This window comes from Halomonas korlensis (genome assembly GCF_900116705.1).
Classification (GTDB): domain Bacteria; phylum Pseudomonadota; class Gammaproteobacteria; order Pseudomonadales; family Halomonadaceae; genus Halomonas; species Halomonas korlensis.
Genome location: NZ_FPBP01000001.1, coordinates 568,253 through 586,090, shown reverse-complemented (window position 1 = coordinate 586,090; position 17,838 = coordinate 568,253). Strand labels below are relative to the sequence as shown.

14 protein-coding genes, 1 tRNA gene and 2 pseudogenes are annotated in these 17,838 nt (G+C 61.0%); 12 read left to right on the top strand and 5 right to left on the bottom strand.

Annotated features, from left to right (window positions below):
* Window positions 1-2 precede the first annotated feature (2 nt).
* Both BM341_RS18915 and BM341_RS19720 read left to right on the top strand, forming a co-directional pair.
* Entirely contained in the window at window positions 3-1,466 is a 1,464-nt protein-coding gene (locus BM341_RS18915; RefSeq protein ID WP_139232964.1) for a hypothetical protein, read from the top strand.
* 38 nt (window positions 1,467-1,504) lie between these two features.
* Window positions 1,505-2,160, top strand: a pseudogene (locus BM341_RS19720) (SOS response-associated peptidase).
* A gap of 401 nt (window positions 2,161-2,561) precedes the next feature.
* Here the strand turns inward: BM341_RS19720 and BM341_RS19440 are convergent.
* From BM341_RS19440 to BM341_RS02615, 3 genes and pseudogenes are all read right to left on the bottom strand, one after another.
* Window positions 2,562-2,630 (bottom strand): DUF4113 domain-containing protein, encoded by a 69-nt coding sequence (locus tag BM341_RS19440; RefSeq protein WP_245784137.1) that lies wholly within the window; start codon window positions 2,628-2,630, stop codon window positions 2,562-2,564.
* Between the two features lie 194 nt (window positions 2,631-2,824).
* Window positions 2,825-2,974 (bottom strand): annotated as a pseudogene (locus BM341_RS19435) (Y-family DNA polymerase); the annotation flags it as partial.
* 229 nt (window positions 2,975-3,203) lie between these two features.
* Window positions 3,204-3,291 (bottom strand) — tRNA-Ser (locus tag BM341_RS02615).
* A 320-nt stretch (window positions 3,292-3,611) separates the two neighbouring features.
* Here BM341_RS02615 and BM341_RS02610 point away from each other — a divergent pair.
* From BM341_RS02610 to BM341_RS02600, 3 genes are all read left to right on the top strand, one after another.
* Window positions 3,612-4,730, top strand: coding sequence for an alkene reductase (locus tag BM341_RS02610; RefSeq protein WP_089792600.1), 1,119 nt, complete (start codon window positions 3,612-3,614; stop codon window positions 4,728-4,730).
* 221 nt (window positions 4,731-4,951) lie between these two features.
* On the top strand, window positions 4,952-5,617 hold the full coding sequence (locus BM341_RS02605) for a GntR family transcriptional regulator (protein ID WP_089792598.1): 666 nt from the start codon (window positions 4,952-4,954) through the stop codon (window positions 5,615-5,617).
* A gap of 438 nt (window positions 5,618-6,055) precedes the next feature.
* Complete coding sequence (locus BM341_RS02600; protein ID WP_089792596.1) at window positions 6,056-6,484, top strand: DUF3617 domain-containing protein; 429 nt, start codon at window positions 6,056-6,058, stop codon at window positions 6,482-6,484.
* Window positions 6,485-6,612: 128 nt separating this feature from the next.
* Here the strand turns inward: BM341_RS02600 and BM341_RS02595 are convergent, their stop codons facing one another.
* On the bottom strand, window positions 6,613-9,726 hold the full coding sequence (locus tag BM341_RS02595) for an efflux RND transporter permease subunit (protein WP_089792594.1): 3,114 nt from the start codon (window positions 9,724-9,726) through the stop codon (window positions 6,613-6,615).
* Window positions 9,726-10,853, bottom strand: a complete 1,128-nt coding sequence (locus BM341_RS02590) for an efflux RND transporter periplasmic adaptor subunit (RefSeq protein WP_089792592.1) — start codon at window positions 10,851-10,853, stop codon at window positions 9,726-9,728. The genes BM341_RS02595 and BM341_RS02590 overlap by 1 nt, the downstream gene beginning before the upstream one ends.
* 523 nt (window positions 10,854-11,376) lie before the next feature.
* Here BM341_RS02590 and BM341_RS02585 point away from each other — a divergent pair.
* The 7 genes from BM341_RS02585 to BM341_RS02555 all read left to right on the top strand — a co-directional run bounded on the left by BM341_RS02585 (window position 11,377) and on the right by BM341_RS02555 (window position 17,746).
* On the top strand, window positions 11,377-11,562 hold the full coding sequence (locus BM341_RS02585; RefSeq protein WP_089792590.1) for a Flp family type IVb pilin: 186 nt from the start codon (window positions 11,377-11,379) through the stop codon (window positions 11,560-11,562).
* Between the two features lie 130 nt (window positions 11,563-11,692).
* Window positions 11,693-12,190, top strand: coding sequence for an A24 family peptidase (locus BM341_RS02580; RefSeq protein ID WP_245784126.1), 498 nt, complete (start codon window positions 11,693-11,695; stop codon window positions 12,188-12,190).
* An 87-nt stretch (window positions 12,191-12,277) separates the two neighbouring features.
* Window positions 12,278-13,618 carry a P-loop NTPase family protein gene (locus BM341_RS02575; protein ID WP_089792586.1) on the top strand — a complete coding sequence of 447 codons (1,341 nt, stop codon included), beginning with the start codon at window positions 12,278-12,280 and terminating at the stop codon, window positions 13,616-13,618.
* On the top strand, window positions 13,615-14,436 hold the full coding sequence (gene cpaB, locus BM341_RS02570) for a Flp pilus assembly protein CpaB (RefSeq protein WP_089792584.1): 822 nt from the start codon (window positions 13,615-13,617) through the stop codon (window positions 14,434-14,436). Before BM341_RS02575 ends, cpaB begins: the two co-directional genes overlap by 4 nt.
* A 68-nt stretch (window positions 14,437-14,504) precedes the next feature.
* Entirely contained in the window at window positions 14,505-16,097 is a 1,593-nt protein-coding gene (locus BM341_RS02565; protein ID WP_245784125.1) for a type II and III secretion system protein family protein, read from the top strand.
* Between the two features lie 25 nt (window positions 16,098-16,122).
* On the top strand, window positions 16,123-16,452 hold the full coding sequence (locus tag BM341_RS02560) for a hypothetical protein (protein ID WP_089792580.1): 330 nt from the start codon (window positions 16,123-16,125) through the stop codon (window positions 16,450-16,452).
* 100 nt (window positions 16,453-16,552) lie between these two features.
* On the top strand, window positions 16,553-17,746 hold the full coding sequence (locus tag BM341_RS02555) for a CpaE/TadZ family protein (RefSeq protein WP_089792578.1): 1,194 nt from the start codon (window positions 16,553-16,555) through the stop codon (window positions 17,744-17,746).
* Window positions 17,747-17,838: the final 92 nt, after the last annotated feature.

The following is a 17,838-nucleotide window of genomic DNA, read 5'->3' as shown; positions in this document are numbered from 1 at the left end:
ATATGCATACTGTAGTGGATTTACTGCAGGCTATTGATGACCTTACTCCTCATGCGGAAGAGGTGTTTGAAGAAAGCTTTCGTTTGATCGTGGAAGGTAAGCCCTTGTGTGTAAATGTGCGTGAAAAGCTTCTGCATATTTTTACACTTTCAAAAAGCTTAAATATTCCTTTGCCCATGCTCCGGGCTGCTGATACAAATGAAACGATCGACTTGGCAGATTTGGTAGCTGGAGTTTTCGATGGTCGGACTTGGCGGTTGGTCTTGGGTAAGACTCCTGTCGCAGGGCATATGTCGGCAAGAAATGAAGAAACAACCTTAGTTTTTTTCAGCGTGAATGGTTTCCACCAGTGGCTCAATAAATGGGATCCTTTTTTACGCCCTACAGGTAATATTCCTGATCTAGAAAAACCAACAACGATTAGGGTTCATGGCCTCTCTCAGAGCGTGGGCGGGCCCCAGTTGTGGGTATTGCCGCCTGATCACCCCCCGCCCAATGCGGAACCGCTTAATCTGCCAGACTCAGAGGACGTCCATAGCTTAATTCATACTAATACGACCAAGGCTCTACGTGTGTGCCCCAAAGGCTATGCCCTTACTTGGGGGGACCTTGAAGGCTCTGAGGTTGCACCTTTGATTAGGATGAGCGCGATCGTTATGTCGGCCTGTCTTGTTCAAGAACTACATTGTATTGATGAGTGCTATGAAACTATTTTGAAAGGCACTAAACGACTATCTCTGAAGATGTACCATACTTGTCAATTCATTAAGCCTGAGACTTTGCAGTGTTTGATGAAAACGATAGTCTGGGTATACGATGAGAGACCCGAAACACGTCTTGGCTTGATAATGGACCGTTTGTCTATAGATATCGAAAATGGACAGACTCTTCTGTCCGGCATGGAGCACCACCTTGAGCCCGCATTTATCCAAGCACGTGACAGCTATGCCTTCGTGATACTTGAACGCAAGGATGCTTACCACAAAGAAGTTCGTGAATTAATGAAGGACATGAAGGCGCAGGCAGACCTTTATGCAGCGAAAGTCAGGGATCTGGTGAGCTCTTTAACCCGAGACGCGCTTGGGATGCTATTTTTTATAGCCTTCTCTTTCATAGCAAGATTTGACAGGCAAAACTTTCATGAGTTACTGGGAAGTGTTGAGCTTTCACTCCTTGCGAAGGTTCTGGCTAGCTACTTGTTGCTTTCTTTTTTGCTTCAGTTATCTGCCCACTGGCGTGATGTTCATCTTGCCGATAGTGAGTGTAAAATATGGCTAAGTGTATTGCAGCATTATTCTTCCCACAGTGATAAAAAAGACCGCTTCCTTGATCCTATTAGCAAGCGTCGTCAGACTTTTTATGGTGCGCTGATTATTGCTGCTATTTCCTATTTTTTGCTAGCTTTTATGACATGGAATTTACCTGATTTGATATCTGCATGGATTGCTTTAGAGTCAGGTGAATGATTTTTAACATAAGCTGAAAAGCTGTAAGGACCAGTAATATGTGCGGCCGCTTCGCTCTCTATAGCCCTTACCCTAAGCTATCCGAGTCTCTGCGCTTGCCGCTGGAGGCCGGGGAGGTGGCACCGCGCTATAACGTGCCGCCGGGTAGCTTCATCACAGCGGTGCGCCGTGCCGATGACGAGGCGCCCTTGGTCATGGACGAGCTGTGGTGGGGCTATAAGCCGCACTGGGGGGGGACAAGGCGCCGCAGCCGATCAATGCCACCGTCGAGAAGATGGCTACATCGAACTATTTCAAGGGCGCATTCGCACATCACCGTTGCCTGATTCCCGCCGATGGGTGGTATGAGTGGTTGCCGGTGGATGGCAAGAAGCAGCCGCATTTCCTGTGCCGCGAGGATCGCGAGCCGCTCTGGCTGGCGGGGATCTGGGCCGAGCGGGCGGGTGGCACGCCCGGCTGCGCGATCATCACCGAGCCGGCGCGCGGGGCGGCGAAAGAGATCCACACGCGCATGCCGCTGGCCCTGGATGCCGAGAGCCTCGAGCCGTGGCTCGACCCGCACCTGACCGACCGCGAGACGATCCGAAACGTGGGGCATCACCTAGATGCCGAGCTGATCACGCACTGGCCGGTGAGCACGCGAGTGAATCGGCCGGGGAATGACGAAGATGCCGCGCTGATCAATCCGGCGTGAGCTTTTCGTATGGGCAATGTCTCCCGCTTTTTATCGGCAATCTCTTACACCCGTCATTAATGTGCATTAATTGTGGAATCTTTGATTGCTGCTATAGTCGTACACATAGGGCCATGGAGGGCTCTTCAGGGAAGACCGAGCAAAGGATGCTCATGCTCACAGGGATGCACGGACAGGATGTTCGTTGAGAGCAATCAAGGAAGAAAAGGTAAAAGGCCCGACCTGTGAAGGTTGGGCCTTTCTTTATGTGCATCGTCAATCATGCATGTCATTTACGGATTCTCATTTGCCTTGGTATGACTATCCTTATTGGTGACGACTTCGTTAAACGTTCTTATGGAAGTTCGTCGAGTACTGACGTCGCGCCCCGGCTGCGTGTCGGGGCGTTTTCACAAGTATCATTACGCTTTCACACTGAGCAGCTCACTCCACCGCTTGGTCCAGCGCGGCGTGCGGTTCGCACAACGCAAGTGCCAGGCAGCGCCAGGCCTAGGTCGGCCAAGCGTGACGGCGCCCGCCCCATCTTCTGGTTCAGCTCGTCCATCGCGGCCATCAGCTTGGCGCTGCGCTCGCGCTCGGCTTCGCTTTGTGCCGAATCGAGAAAGGAGAGCTGCTGGCGGTTGGCGTCGATGAGATCCAGCAGCATCACGCCGACTTTCATAAAGCGGTACCGGGGCCGGGAGATACCTTCCAGGGCGCGACTGGCGGCGTGTAGGATCTCGCGGCTGTCATCGGTGGGGCGTTCCAGCTCGGCGACGGCGCCGGACGAGTACTGCAGCAGGCCGGGGCGGTGCGGATTGGTCCTGAGGAACACGTAGACCGCCCGGGTCAGGCTGTCCTACTCACGGAGCTTTTCGGCACAGCGCTGATGACGGGCAAGGATTGTCGATCAAAAGAATACCCGAAGGTGAGCGCCTAAAGAACGTCCATTAGCCTCCAGCAATATTCACTAGAAGCCAGGAGCCAAGTATGGGTTAAAGTATGGGTTGAACTTGTCTAAAAAAAGAAAAAGCCGCTGAAATCAGCGGCTTAATCGATATTCGTGGCGGAGGGGGAGGGATTCGAACCCTCGAAGCCTTTCGGCTTACGCACTTTCCAGGCGCGCTCCTTCGACCACTCGGACACCCCTCCACGATGTGGCCTCATGCGTGGCCTCGGGCCTTTTCGCATCAGAACGGCGCACACATTAACGGCTTAAGTCCGCGATAGCAAGACGTTTTTCGTTTGGCATCCGGCTAACGGCCTTGTCATCGAGGCGGTCTCCACCGCTCTCACCTTTATGCTGAGTCGCTGTCTGGATTCTCTCCACTCGACGGACGAGCGTAGCCAAGGTTGGGAGACTGGCCAACCGATGCAGCTTCTAGTAAACTGGTCTAATCTGATCTAATGAATTGATGGCCAGGTCGTTAAAGACCTGTCGAATCGTCTGACTCAAGAAAAGGAACTGCTGAATGGCACATGAAACCCTGTTGAAGCCGACAAAGCTAGGTAGCCTGAACCTGCCCAACCGTATCCTGATGGCGCCACTGACGCGCGCCCGCACACCCGACAGCGTGCCTGGCAAGCTTCAGGAGATTTACTACGGCCAGCGAGCCGGTGCCGGCATGATCATCAGTGAGGCCACCAATATTTCGCCGACGGCTCGCGGCTACGTCTATACCCCTGGGATCTGGACGGACGAGCAGGAAGCTGGCTGGAAGCGTGTCGTGGAGGCCGTGCATGCCAAGGGCGGGCGCATGGCGCTGCAGTTGTGGCACGTGGGCCGGGTGTCGCATGAGATGGTGCAGCCGGAGGGCCAGCAGCCGGTGGCGCCGAGCGCGCTGAAGGGCGAGGGCGCCCAGTGCTTCGTCGAGTTCGAGGACGGAAGCGCCGGTAATCACCCGACCAGCACGCCAAGAGCGCTGGAAACCGACGAGATTCCCGGGATTGTCGAGGATTACCGTCAAGCAGCAATTCGCGCCAAGCGTGCCGGCTTCGACATGATCGAGGTCCACGCGGCCAACGCTTACCTGCTCAACCAGTTCCTGGCGACGGGAACCAACCTGCGCACCGATCAGTATGGTGGCTCGATCGAGAACCGTGCTCGCTTTCCTCTGGCGGTGATCGACGCGGTCGCCGAGGTGTTCGGCCCGGATCGTACCGGTATCCGCATGACGCCCTTCATCGAGTTGTTCGGTCTTACCGATGACGAGCCGGAAGCCATGACGTTCTACATGGCGGAGCAGCTCTCCCGGCGGGGCATCGCCTTCCTGCACGTCAATGAGCCGGACTGGGCGGGGGGCGATATTGCCTTTACCGATGACTTTCGCCGTGCGTTGCGCGAGCGCTTCAAGGGCAGCCTGATGTTCTGTGGCCATTACGATGCCGAACGCGCCGAGCGCATCATCGAGGCCGGCATTGCCGATGCGGTCGTGATCGGGCGCTCCTATATTGCCAATCCCGACCTGGTCGAGCGGTTTCGCGTCGGGGCCGAGCTGAACGAATCCGATCCGGATACCTATTACGGGGGTGGTGCAGAGGGCTATACCGACTACCCCTTCCTGGATAATGGTCACGATCGGCTGGGATGAGATCCGCTGCACCGGACAGCCACCAACCACATTATGCCTACCGTCATATTGCCGCCCCCTCAACCGAGGGGGTTTTCTATTTCCGCCGCACTACTTAACTTACATGCGTCATGTTTTAACCGGAAAATCGATCATCTTGATGTAAACTCAAATGAGGCACCGGCCGCTTCACGTCGGCTTGTTGAGGATCAATGACGACCCCGGGTTCGAAGGAGTTTCGGATGGATAGCCTCGCACGTCAGTCCAGCAGCACGCATGCCAGTCGCATCTACGAAGTGCTGCGCCAGGACATTCTTGATGGCCGCTTTCAGGCTGGCGAGAAGATTGCCATCAATACCTTGAAGGAGCGCTACGGGGTCGGCCTCAGCCCATTGCGTGAGGCCCTTAACAAGCTGTCTGCGTATGGCTTGTTGATGCAGGAGAACCAGCGTGGCTTCCGCATCCCCGGTCTCAGTCGTGCAGAGCTCGACGACATAGCCGACATGCGTCGCAAGCTCGAGTGCATGGCGCTCGACCAGGCCTTGCAGTTGGGCGATGCGGAATGGGAGTCGGAGCTGCTGGCGGTGGCGCATCGGCTCAAGCGGGCCGAGAACGACCAAGCCAACATGGAGCATTGGGAGCAGCTGCACGGTCGCTTCCACCGCACCCTGGTGGCGCCTTGCGGCTCAGTCTGGCTGCTGCGATTCATTTCCCAGTTGCATGATCAATTCGACCGTTATCGTCGCCTGGCTCCCGAGAATCCCGGCATTCGCAAGGTCCTGGATGCCCAGCATCACGAACTGGTCGACCTTGCCCTGGCGCGCGACACCAAGGCGGCCGTGCGATTGATCGACCACCATATCGTGCTGTCTTACGAGGTGGCGCTGGGCGCCGTCGCCGCCGATTGATGCGGTTCACGGCAGAACGACATGCCCGACGAACTCCCGGCGAGTGCGCTTTCGGCCAGCCAGCCGGTCTGAAAAACACTTTATGATTAGCGCGCTAGCGAAATAACGCGCTGATAATACCCGCCCTCGTTACGGTTGCGTGACAAAACGCTACTTAAAATTTGCTGCATTGCAAAAGCAGGAGAGACTATTTTGATCTCGTAGTTTAATTCTCTTGGAGATGCAACATGAATATGTCAAAAACATCATATACTTTAGTCGATACCGAGGTCATGGAATTCTGGAACTGCCAAGCGCATAAGCAACGCGAAGCCTTCGAGGCAATTGCCTGCTACATGGGCTGACCGGCAGGTCATTGGGGGTATGTCGCGATTGCGGTAAGCTGATCGCCGTGCCGATGGACGGGCATGCCCACCACTGACCGGGAGACTTACCCTCATGCTGTTACGACCCTTGTTGGCCAGTGCACTACTGGTGTTACCACTGGCGGCGGTTGCCGAAAGCCCTAACATCGAACCAGGGCAGTGGGACTTCACCAGTACCACGACGGTCGAGGCCGATATGCCGATTCCCGATCAGACCGAGACGTACCAGGAGTGTATCGCCCAGAGCGATCTCGACGATGGCACGTTCGACTTCATTGAAGAGGAAGAGGGCTGCGAGCTGCTGGAGCACAACGTCTCGGCTGATGGGGTGGATTATCAGATGATCTGCCAGGAGGAGGGCGGTGAAGCCACGATCGACGGCAACATGGCCTTCATGGGCGACCGGACAGAGGGTAACGTCGATATCCTGGTCGAGTCGCAGCAGATGGGTCAGATGCAGCTACAGACCGTCATCGAAGGGGAACGTACCGGCGACTGCTGACGACTAGTCAAGACAATTCGGGCAAGAGGAAAACGCAAAGGCCACCTTGATAGGTGGTCTTTTTTGATAGCTGGCCTTTTTTTCGGGTTTTCTTGCGAGTTTTCTTGAGAGAGCGTCGCCAGGCGAGCTCAGCGGCCGGCCGGGGTATCTCCCATCTCGCGGTCCAGTTGCCGAGCGATATCACCGGGTGAGCCGGTTCGCCGGGCCAGCAGGTCGTAGGCCACCGGCACCACGAACAGCGTGAACAGCGTGGCCGCGGCCAGGCCGCACAGGATGACCGTGCCGATCACCAGCCGCGTCTCGGCGCCCGCGCCACTGGAGACGATCAGCGGCACGGCGCCGGCCATGGTGGTAACCGCCGTCATCAGGATGGGGCGCAGGCGGGTCACGGCGGCATCGACCAGGGCGTCGTGGAACGCCACCCCCTGATCGCGAAGCTGGTTGGCGAATTCCACGATCAAGATGCCGTTCTTGGCCGCCAGCCCCACCAGCATCACCAGGCCCACCTGACTGTAGATGTTCAACGACTGCCCGGTGAGGTACAGGCCCAGCAGCGCGCCACTGATCGCCAGCGGCACGGTGAGCATGATCACGAACGGATGCACGAAACTCTCGAACTGCCCCGCCAGCACCAGGAACACCACCAGGATACCCAGCCCCAGCAGGAAGCCCGTGGCACCGCTGGCCTCGAGATAGTCGCGCGACGCGCCCTTGACGTCGGTCTGGGCCTCCGGCGGCAACACCTCGACCACGGCATTTTCCAGATACTCCAGGGCCTCGCCCAGCGGATAGCCGCTTTCCAGGTCGGCCTGCAGCGTGATGGCGCGGATGCGGTTGAAGCGGTTGAGCGTGCTGGGGCCGGCGAAATCGCTCAGCGTGACCAGGCTCGCCAAGGGAATCAGTTCGCCGGAGCGAGCCGACCTGACGCGTATGTTTTCCAGCGAACTTGGGCTGGGGCGGGCACCGGCGGCGCCCTCGAGAATCACATCGTATTCCTCGCCATCATCGACATAGCGGGTGACGGTACGCCCGCCCAGCAGCGTCTCCAGGGTCCGGCCGATCTCGGTGACGGTCACGCCCAGCGCGGCGGCACGGCCATAGTCGATGTCCACGCGCAGCTGCGGCTGTTTTTCCTCGTAGTCGCTCTCGATCCCGGTCAGGCGTGGATTGTCCTCGCGGATATGCTCGACCAGGGTATCGCGCCATTCGGCCAGCTGTTCATAGGTGCCGCCGCCGAGCACGAACTGGATGGGCTTCTCGACGCGCTCGCCGAAGCCCTGGCGCATCACCGTGAAGGCCCGGATACCCGGCAGGTCGTCGAGTTTCGCATCGATCTCGTCCATGATCGCCCAAGCCGAGCGGCGCTCTGCCCAGTCGGCCAGATTGACGATCACAAAGCCGCTGTTGAAGGTCTCGATGTTGCCCCAGCCCCGCGGGGCCCGCACGACGATCCGTTCGATCTCGTCGGTCTCGGTCATCGGCAGCAGCCGGGTCTCGATCTCGTCCATGTAGTCGAGCATATAGTCGTAGGTCGCACCGGGCGGGCCGTTGACCAGCACCCAGAAGTTGCCGCGGTCTTCCTGAGGCGTGTACTCGTTGGGCAGTTGCGCGTTGAGCCACACCATGCCGCCGAGCACGCCCAGGAACAGCACGACCACCAGCAGGCGCAGCTTCAATACGCGCTCGAGCAGGGCGCGATAGACGCGGCGGGAAAGGGCCAGCAGCCATTGCACGCCGGCCGAGAGGCGGCCCTCGTGCATGTCGTTCTTAAGGATCTTGGAGGCCATCATCGGCGTCAGCGTCAGCGCCAGCAGGGTCGAGATCGCCACGGCGGCGGCCAGCGTCAAGGCGAACTCCGAGAACAGCCGCCCGATGTCGCCCTGCAGAAGGCTCAGCGGCACGAACACCGCGATCAGCACCAGCGTGGTCGCAATAACCGCAAAGGCGATCTGGCGGGTGCCGCGGTAGGCGGCGACCAGCGGGGTTTCGCCCAGCTCCTGCATGCGCCGATGAATGTTCTCCAGCACCACGATGGCGTCGTCGACGATCAGGCCGATGGCCAACACCAGCGCCAGCAGCGTCAGCAGGTTGATGGTGAAGCCCATCACCGCCAGCGCCGAAAAGGTGCCGATCAGTGCGATGGGCACGGTCACCGCGGGTATCAGGGTGGTGCGCACGTTGCCGAGAAACAGGAAGATCGCCACGACGACCAGGCCCATGGCGATGAACAGCGTCTGCACGACCTGGGAGATCGCCCCCGAGACGAACACCGACGAGTCGAAGTTGAGCGACAGCGACATGCCGTCCGGCAGGGTGTCCTGCAGGCGCGCCATCTCGGCTTTCGCGCCCTTGGAGATCTCCAGCACGTTGGCGGTGGACTGCTTCATCATGCCCAGCCCTACCATCGGCACGCCGTTGCCGCGAAATATGGTGCGCTCCTCCACGGCGCCGATCTCGACCTCGGCTACGTCGGCCAGGCGCACCAAGTAGCCATCGCCGCCCTCGTCGAGCACCAGCGAGCGAAAGTCGCTGGGTGTGGCGAAGTTGCGCGGCAGGCGCACGATAAACTGCCGCTCACTCGACTCGATGGCGCCGCCGGGCAGTTCGACGTTCTCTTCCCGCAGGGCGTCCTCCACGTCGCCGGCGGTCAGTCCGCGGGCGGCCAGTGCATCGGCGTCCAGCCACACGCGCATGGCGTACTCGCGCCCGCCGCCGACCCTGACCTGCGACACGCCGGGCAGCACCGAGAAGCGGTCGACCAGGTAGCGATTGGCATAGTCGGTGAGCTCGGCCATGTCGTAGCCATCGCCGGTCAGGCTCAACCACACCACCACGTCGGAGCTGGAATCGGCCTTCTGCACCTCGGGCGGGTCGGCTTCCTGGGGCAGGTTGTCCAGCGAGCCCGAGATGCGGTCGCGGATATCGTTGGCCGCGGCGTCGATGTCCATGTCGAGGCCGAACTCGACGTTGATGCTGGAGCGGCCGTCCTCGCTGGACGACGAGATGATCTCGATACCCGCCACACCGGAGATACGATCCTCCAGCACCTGGGTGATGCGCGTTTCCACTACGCTTGCCGAGGCGCCGGGGTAGCGGGTCTCGATACTCACTACGGGCGGGTCGATGGAGGGGTATTCCTGCAGCGGCAGCCGCTCCAGCGCCAGCAGGCCGAACGCCACGATCAGCGCGGCCAGCACCGTGGCCAGCACCGGCCGCTGGATGGAAATGTCCGAAAGGCGCATCAGCTATCCGCCTCGGCGGGGTCGCGCTCACGGCTGAGAATATCCGCCACCGTGGTGCCTTCCTCCATGATGCCCAGCAAACGCGCCTGCTGGCCGTCGCGCACGCGGTCGGTGCCGTGGGCGACCACCAGGTCGCCGCTTTCGAGCCCCTCGACGATCTCGACCTCGCCCTCGCGGCGCGCCCCGAGCTTCACCTGGCGGCGCTCGACGCGGTACGCCTCGTCTTCATGCAGCACCAGCACGTACTGGCGCTGCCCTTCGGGAATCAATACCGACTCGGGCAGCACCAGCGTCTCGCGCGGCGGGCGGCGCACCACCACGCGCATCAACATGCCGGGGCGCAGGTGCAGTTCGGGGTTATCGAGCTCGGCGCGCACCGTCACGCTGCGGCTGACCGGGTCGACGCGGGTGCCGATGCTCGCCACCTTGCCCGCGAACACCTGCTCGGGGTAGGCGGCGCTATGCGCGGTCAGCGTCAGGCCGGGTTCCAGCAGCCCCAGGGTCACTTCGGGGATGGTGAAGTCGAGCTTCATCACGTCGAGCTTGTCCAGCGTCACCAAGTCCATGCCCGGCGTGACCAGGGCGCCGACGCTGACGTTGCGAAAGCCCACCCGGCCGTCGAAGGGCGCGCGCAACTGGTAGTTGTCCAGGCGTGCCTCGAGTGCCTGGATCTCGGCCTCGACCTGGCGCAGGCGGGCGCGGCTATCTTCCACCTCGGCGCGCGGGGCGAGGTTGCGCTCCTGCAGCTGCGCCAGGCGGTTGACGGCGTTGCGGCGCTCGTCTCTTAAGGCCTGGGCGGCGCGCAGGTCCGCCTGTTCCTCGTCGTCGGCCAGGCGCACCAGCAGGCGGCCGGCCTCCACGGTATCGCCATCCTGGAAGTTCAGCTCGCGGATGATCTCGGTGACGGTGGTGGAAAGCGTCACGCTTTCATCGGCGCTCAGCGTGCCCAGGCCCTCGATCGGGTCGGACCACGGCTCGAGTGACGCGCGGGCGCCGATCACCGCGGTCGGCTCCTGGGCGGCCAGCGGCTGCGCCAGCAGGCCCAGCACGATCAGCAGGGCGGCCGCCAATGTGTCTTGGAAGCGAATCAACACGGGGCGACGCACAAGGTGCGGTATTAAGGGCATGGTGTCTCGTCTTGGCGAATCGGGTGGAACCGTTATCCAGGCTGGCGAGGTGGTCTACCCCTAATCTGGCAGAAAAATGTGGCAAAAAAAGGCAACCGAAAATTAACTGTACAGAGGTTGTACGTTGAGGGGAAGGGCTCGAAGTGTCTATCTCTCCCTTCAAGTTAACTTAGGTTTACAGGCAGGTCCGTCACCGCTCCCAGCGCCTTCTCAATTCCCGCCGAACCCCTGCCGCGCCCTGCCAAAACACCTCGAGCGCGCCTTGCACGACAGTAAAATATTACCGATTGTAAATAACTGTACATTAGTTAACGAAACGCGTATGCCGCGTGGTAGCTGGAGCGGCGGGGTTTTTGCGCACTGCAAGATAGTTCTATACCGCTGCAAGATTCTCCAAGCGTAACTGGATTGTAACGGCGATTCTGTGTCCGTGAGCCGAGCCAGGGGAGGGCAAAACTGCCCAACCCGGCCGGCTCCGACCAGAAGCGGTAAACCAACTCAATACGTAGTGGAGATACAAGACATGAACAAGCTGATGAACGGTATGCAGCGTTTTTGGCGCGATGAGGAAGGTGCAGAAACAGTAGAATGGGTGCTGGTCTGTGCCCTGATTATTGCTGCTTTTATAACAGCATACGGAACATTATCAGGCAATATTTCAGCCCTGTTCGGTTCAATTGGGACTGCGCTTACCAACGCTACGCCTTAGTAAAAAGGTTAATGTCAAACTTTTACTGGGGGCGGACACCGTCCCCAGTATTCAAAAAATTTATTGGTAATTTGGATGACGTAATATGCCTTCATCATTAGTGTTGGGTGGATGTTTGCAGGTGTTGGTCATGGCTGCAACTTGCTGTGATTTAAGACATCGCAAGATCCCAAATACACTTGTTATGGCCGGGGCCGCTGCTGGGCTACTGCTGCAGGGAACGCTGGCAGGCTCGGGCGGTGTCCTGGCCGCCACCTATGGATTTCTGGTGGGCATGGCGGTGTTAATGCCCGGATATCTGCTGGGCTTTACCGGCGCGGGGGATGCGAAGCTGATGGCGGCAGTGGGTACCTTTTTAGGACCATTGGGTGCCTTTCAAGCGGCATTGGCCAGTATTCTGGCGGGATCGATAATCGCCATTGGCTATATCATGTTTGCCGTACTGTTTTGCCAAACGGCTTCGCCAATGGCGCGCTATGAGTTGATGGCCAAGACACTCGTGACGACCGGAAGGCCGATCTATATCGCGCCGGAAAAGGGCGAAGTGATGGGGCGAAAGTTTCCCTTCGCAGTAGCAATTGCGTTGGGAACGACCGGATGGATGATCTGGCAATGGCCGCTGGCTTAGTTGACGAGAATAAAGAAATAAAAAAGCGGATATTGCCAGGCCATTTGTTAATAAATCGACACGATATAACGCAGCGTGAGGGCACATATGAACCAGTCAGCGTCAAGCTTGCAAAACGTCACCACCGGCCGTACAGCGTCCGGGCCCGCGCGGCCGGGGTCGGTGGCGGAAACCGGGCTTGAGCTTCTGTACCTGGCCGATCTGCTCTCCAAGCAGCTTTTCGAACACGGCGTGCTGGACCTGCATCGGCTGAGCCGTGGCACTGCGCTGTCGGGTGCGATCATCGAGGAGGTCTGTCACTTCCTGCGCGACGAGGGGCGCGTCGAGGTGCGCGGCGTCGGTGAGCATGGCGCGCTGCGCTTCGGGCTGACCGACCGGGGCCGTGCAGGCGCGCTCGAGGCCTTTGCCCGCGACGGCTATGCGGGCATGGCCCCGGTGCCGCTTGAAAGCTACGTACGACAGGTGAAGGCCCAGGCGATGAGCGCGGTGGGCATCGGGCGCCGCGAGGTTCACGCCGCCTTCGCCGATACCGTGATCGCGCCCGAAAAACTCGACCAGCTGGGCCCGGCGCTGCACTCCGGGCGCGCCATGTTCATCCACGGCGAGGCCGGCACCGGCAAGAGCTTCATCGCCAAGCGCCTGTCGCGGCTGCTGCCCGGCAGCGTGCTGGTGCCCCACGCCATCCTGGTGGCCGGCAAGGCGCTGCGCTGCTTCGACCCGGCCGTGCACGAGCCGCTCGCTGCGAGCGACGACTCGCCCATGTCACGGCTGTATATGGAAGACGGCCACGATCCGCGCTATATCCGCTGTCGCCGACCCTGCGTGATCACCGGCGGCGAGCTGACCCTCGACATGCTCGACGTCCAGTACGACCCGGCCACGCGCGTTCATCTTGCGCCCGTCCAGCTGCGCGCCAATAACGGCATGCTGGTGATCGACGACCTGGGCCGCCAGCGGATGGAACCCATGGAACTGTTCAACCGCTGGATCGTGCCGCTGGAAGAGGGCCATGACTACCTGACCCTGAGCAACGGCCAGCATTTCCAGGTGCCCTTCGACGTGGCGCTGGTGCTGTCTACCAACCTTGATCCGCTGGCGCTCGCCGATCCGGCCTTCCTGCGCCGTATCGGCTACAAGATTCGCTTTTCGCCGCTCGCTCGCGCCGAGTACCTCGGCATCTGGCAGCAGGAGTGCGAGAAGCAGGACTTAGATTTTGACGCGGCACTGGCAAGCGTGCTGGTCGACGACTGGCACCGGCGCGCTGGCGTGCCGCTGCTGCCTTGCCATCCTCGCGACCTGATCGGCCTGGCGCAGGACTACCTGCGCTACCGGGAAGGCGAATGCGGGCAACTGACCCACGAGGCCCTGAGCTGGGCCTGGCATAACTACTTTGGCGAACTCGGCGACCCCGAGGGGGAGGCATCATGAAAAAGAAAGGCATCGTGTTGATGTTGGGCGTCTCGGTGATGATGGCCACCGGCGCGGCCATGCTGGCCAAGGGCTGGATGCAGGACAGGACCGGCGAGCGCGACGCCATGAACGACATGGCGCAGGTGGTGGTGGCGACCTTGCAGATCCCCTTCGGGGAAACGGTACAGGCATCCGACCTGCGCATGATCGACCTGCCCCCCGATGCTGTGCCCGCGGGCAGCTTCACGGAGCTCGACAGCGTGGTCGGCCGGGTCAGCAACCAGGTCATCTACCCCGGCGAGATCGTGCTCGAGGGGCGGGTCGCCGAGCATATGGGCGGCAGCGCCCTGGCCTCCTTGCTCGAGAAGGGCATGCGGGCAATGACCGTGCGTGTCGACGACGTGGTCGGGGTGGCCGGCTTCCTGTTGCCGGGCAACCGCGTGGATGTGGTCTCGACCCGGCGCAACGGCAGCAACCGCAACCTCGAGTCAAACACCATCCTGCGCAATATCAAGGTGCTCGCGGTCGACCAGACGGCCTCCCAGGAGCGCGATGGGCCAATGATCGTGCGGGCGGTGACCGTCGAGGTATCGCCGGACCAGGCCGAGACGCTCGTCGAGGCGACCCAGGAGGGCAAGGTCCAGCTGACGCTGCGCAACCCCTTTGAAAAGGAAGACGACGACGATGATTTCCTGGCGGCCCAGCGCAGCAACCTGGGCGTTGCCGAGCCCGCCCCGGTGGCGGAACCCAAGCCACGCGTGGTGCGGGCGCCCGTACAGCGGCGGGTAGAGGTAATCCGCGGTACCCAGCAGAGCTCGGTCAATGTCCGCAACTGACGGACCGGCATCGATAACCTCGATATTCACGATAAACACAACACGACACGTCTTGGCGGGGAAATGACATGCAAAGGCAACGGATGACACACATGGGGCGGGCGAAAGGGTGGTCGATAGCGCTACTGCTGGGACTCACCATCGGCTGGGTGTCGCAGGCGACGGCACAAACCACGGAGCGACGCGTGGCCATGCCCCATGAGGGGCGCCAGGTGGCGGTCGCGGTCGGCATCAACAAGTCGCAGGTGCTGGAGTTTCCCCGCTCGGTGCGCGTGGTATCGGTGGGCAATCCCGACATCGCCGACATCGTGGTGATGGATTCAAAGCAGATCTACGTGCTGGGCAAGTCGCTGGGCACCACCAATGTGGTGTTGTGGGATGAGCAAGAGCGGGTGCAGGGCGTGCTCAACGTCGCGGTGACCCACGATCTCGATGCCCTCAAGCAGCAGCTGCACGACATGCTGCCCGACGAGAACATCCAGGTGCAGTCGGCGCAGGGCAGCATCGTGCTCAGCGGCGAGGTGTCGAGCCCCGAACGCATGGACACGGCGCTGCGCCTGGCGAGCCGTTTCGCCATGCCCGGTGAGGGAGGCGGCGAAGGAGAGGACGAGACGGTGCTCAATCTGATGGAGGTTGGTGGCGCCCAGCAGGTCATGCTCGACGTCAAGGTCGCCGAGGTCTCGCGCTCACTGGTCAAGAAATTGGAAGCCAACTTCAATGTCTTCAACGTCGGCTCTTCGGCGCTGCGCCTCGGTGGTGCGGTGGGCGGCGCGAGTTTTCCGGATGCCGAATTCACAGGCATTGATGGCGGCGGACGAGTTCCCGTCTTTGGCGGGGGAACGCCCGTCGGGCCGGTCGTCAGCGAGTTCGCGCCCAACATGGGCTCCATCGAGGACACCGGGATATTCGCCAGTTACCAGCGGGGCGACTATCTGCTCAACCTGGTACTGGATGCCGCCAACCGTGAAGGTATCGCCAAGATCCTCGCCGAGCCCAACCTGACCACCCTGACCGGCCAGCAGGCGCAATTCCTGGCGGGGGGCGAATTCCCGATCCCGGTACCCCAGGGCGATGGGCAGATCACCATCGACCACAAGGAGTTCGGCGTCGGCTTGCGTTTCCTGCCGGTGGTGCTGAATTCCGGCGCCATCAATCTCCAGGTCGATGTCTCGGTCTCTGATCTGGTGACGGCCAACAGCCTGCAGATCGGCGTCGGTAGCCAGTCAAACGCCCAATTCCTGGTGCCGGCACTGTCCACGCGCAGCGCCAGCTCGACCGTGGAGCTTGCCAGCGGCCAGACCATCGCCATCGCCGGCATGCTCAACGAGAGCCTGCGCGAGAACGTCTCGAAGTTCCCCGGGCTTGGCGATTTGCCGGTGCTGGGGGCGATGTTCCGCAGCCAGGAATTCGTCAAGGAGCAGACCGAGCTGGTGATCTTCGTCACGCCCCGCCTGGCGCGTTCCTACGACAGCGAGCAGGTGCGGCTGCCGACCGGCTCTTTCGTAGCGCCCAGCGATGTCGAGTTCTACCTGCTTGGGCGCTCGACGGGTCAAGGCACCGATGGCTCGCCGGCGCCGCGCCGCGCGTCCGGTGTCGAGCTGGAACTGATGACCAGCCGGGACGACGGCGGTACGGAAGGCCGCTTCGGCCATGACCTCTAATGCTGACGCTTCGGGAGATCACCTCATGATTCGCTTTTCTGATGTTTTGCGCGCCTCGCAATGCGCCTCTCAACATGCCTCACATCGCACACCTGCAACCACCGGGCTACGCGCATCGATACGGCTGAGCGTGCTGGCCGCAGGCAGCGCCCTGCTGATGGGCTGCGCCGCGCAGCCGGGCGCTGACCTGCCGCCCTACGGCGACAGCGTACGCCACATGAAAGAGCTGCAGACCTATCGCCCCGGCGATGAGGTGACGCCGATGAGTGGTGACAAGGCGGCCGAGGCCATGCGCGCGTATCGAAAGTCGGCGAGCGACGCCCAGCGCGGCAGCATGGGCTCCGTCTTGCCATGACGCTCATCCCATGACGACCACCTGGCCAGACGCGATAAGCGGCGATCCCTGCGCCTTCCAATTAGCAGTAGCCCGGCAACACACAGGTAGGAAAAACGGCATGCGTTATCGACTCAACTTACTGCTGGCGGGACGTGCCCGCGACGAGCTTGGCTTCCTGGAGACGCTTTTGCGTAGCCAGGGCGACATCGACGTCACCACCAAGGTGATCGTCAATGGTCATGCCGATCCCTTGCATGACGTCACGCCGCTGCCCGACGCCCTGGTGTTGCTGGTCAGCGACCATTGGGAGGCCGAGCTGACGGCGCTCTGCGAGCGAGCGGCCAGCGAGCGCCCGACGCTGCTGGTGGTGGGGCCCAAGGGCAATGTCGACTTGATTCGCCTGGCGATGCGCGCCGGGGCTCGCGATTTCTTCTCGCCGCCCATCGACGATGGCGAGATCACCCAGTTCATCCGTCAGCTGACCCGCGACCGGGTCGCCGACCCCCAGCGCAAGTCGGCGCGGCTGACGGCGGTGATCAATGCCAAGGGCGGCTCGGGGGCCAGCGTGGTGGCGGCCAACCTGGCGCATATCCTGGCCTGCCGCGCCCGACGCACGATGCTGATCGATCTGGATGTGCAGTTCGGCTCGCTGCCGCTGTATCTCAACCTGACCCCCGAAAACGGCCTGGTGCGGGCCCTGGAGGCCGCCGATAGCCTGGATGAGATGGCGCTGGAAGGCTATGTGCAGAGCCACGAGAGCGGGCTGGACCTGCTGGCGTCGTCTCCCGAGGACATGGTGACCATCGCCGAGGTGCCGGAGTCGCGCATCGATCAATTGATCCAAGTCCTCGGCCGAGTCTACGACGATGTCGTCATCGACCTGCCGCGCTGGATCAGCGGGCCCACCGCCACGGTGCTCGAGCGCTCCGATCACGTCCTGATGGTGATGGAGCAGAGTGTCGCGCACCTTCGCGATGCGCGTCGCCTGCGCGACATCCTGCGCCACGAACTGCGGCTGACGGCCACGCGGCTGACCATCGTCGTCAACCGTTACGACAAGCGCAATGCGGTGGGTCTCTCGGATATCCGCGAGACGCTTCCGGGGGTGCCGGTGCTGACGCTGCCCAACGATTTTCGCCGGGTCACCCACAGCATCAACGTGGGCAGTCCGCTGCGTGACCTGGCGCGCAAGGCGCCGGTGACCCGCCAGCTTGGGGCGCTGGCCAGATCGCTGGATAGCGACAGCCACTCGTCAACCACGCCCGAGCGCACAAAGAAAAAATGGCCGCTGCTGCGCTGGGCACGGCACTAGTAACGGTCCTGGTAACGGCATGAATGACGGCATTTATAACTCATTTTATAACTCACCAGGCAATTCTGGTTGAACCGAACAATTGCTCCAAA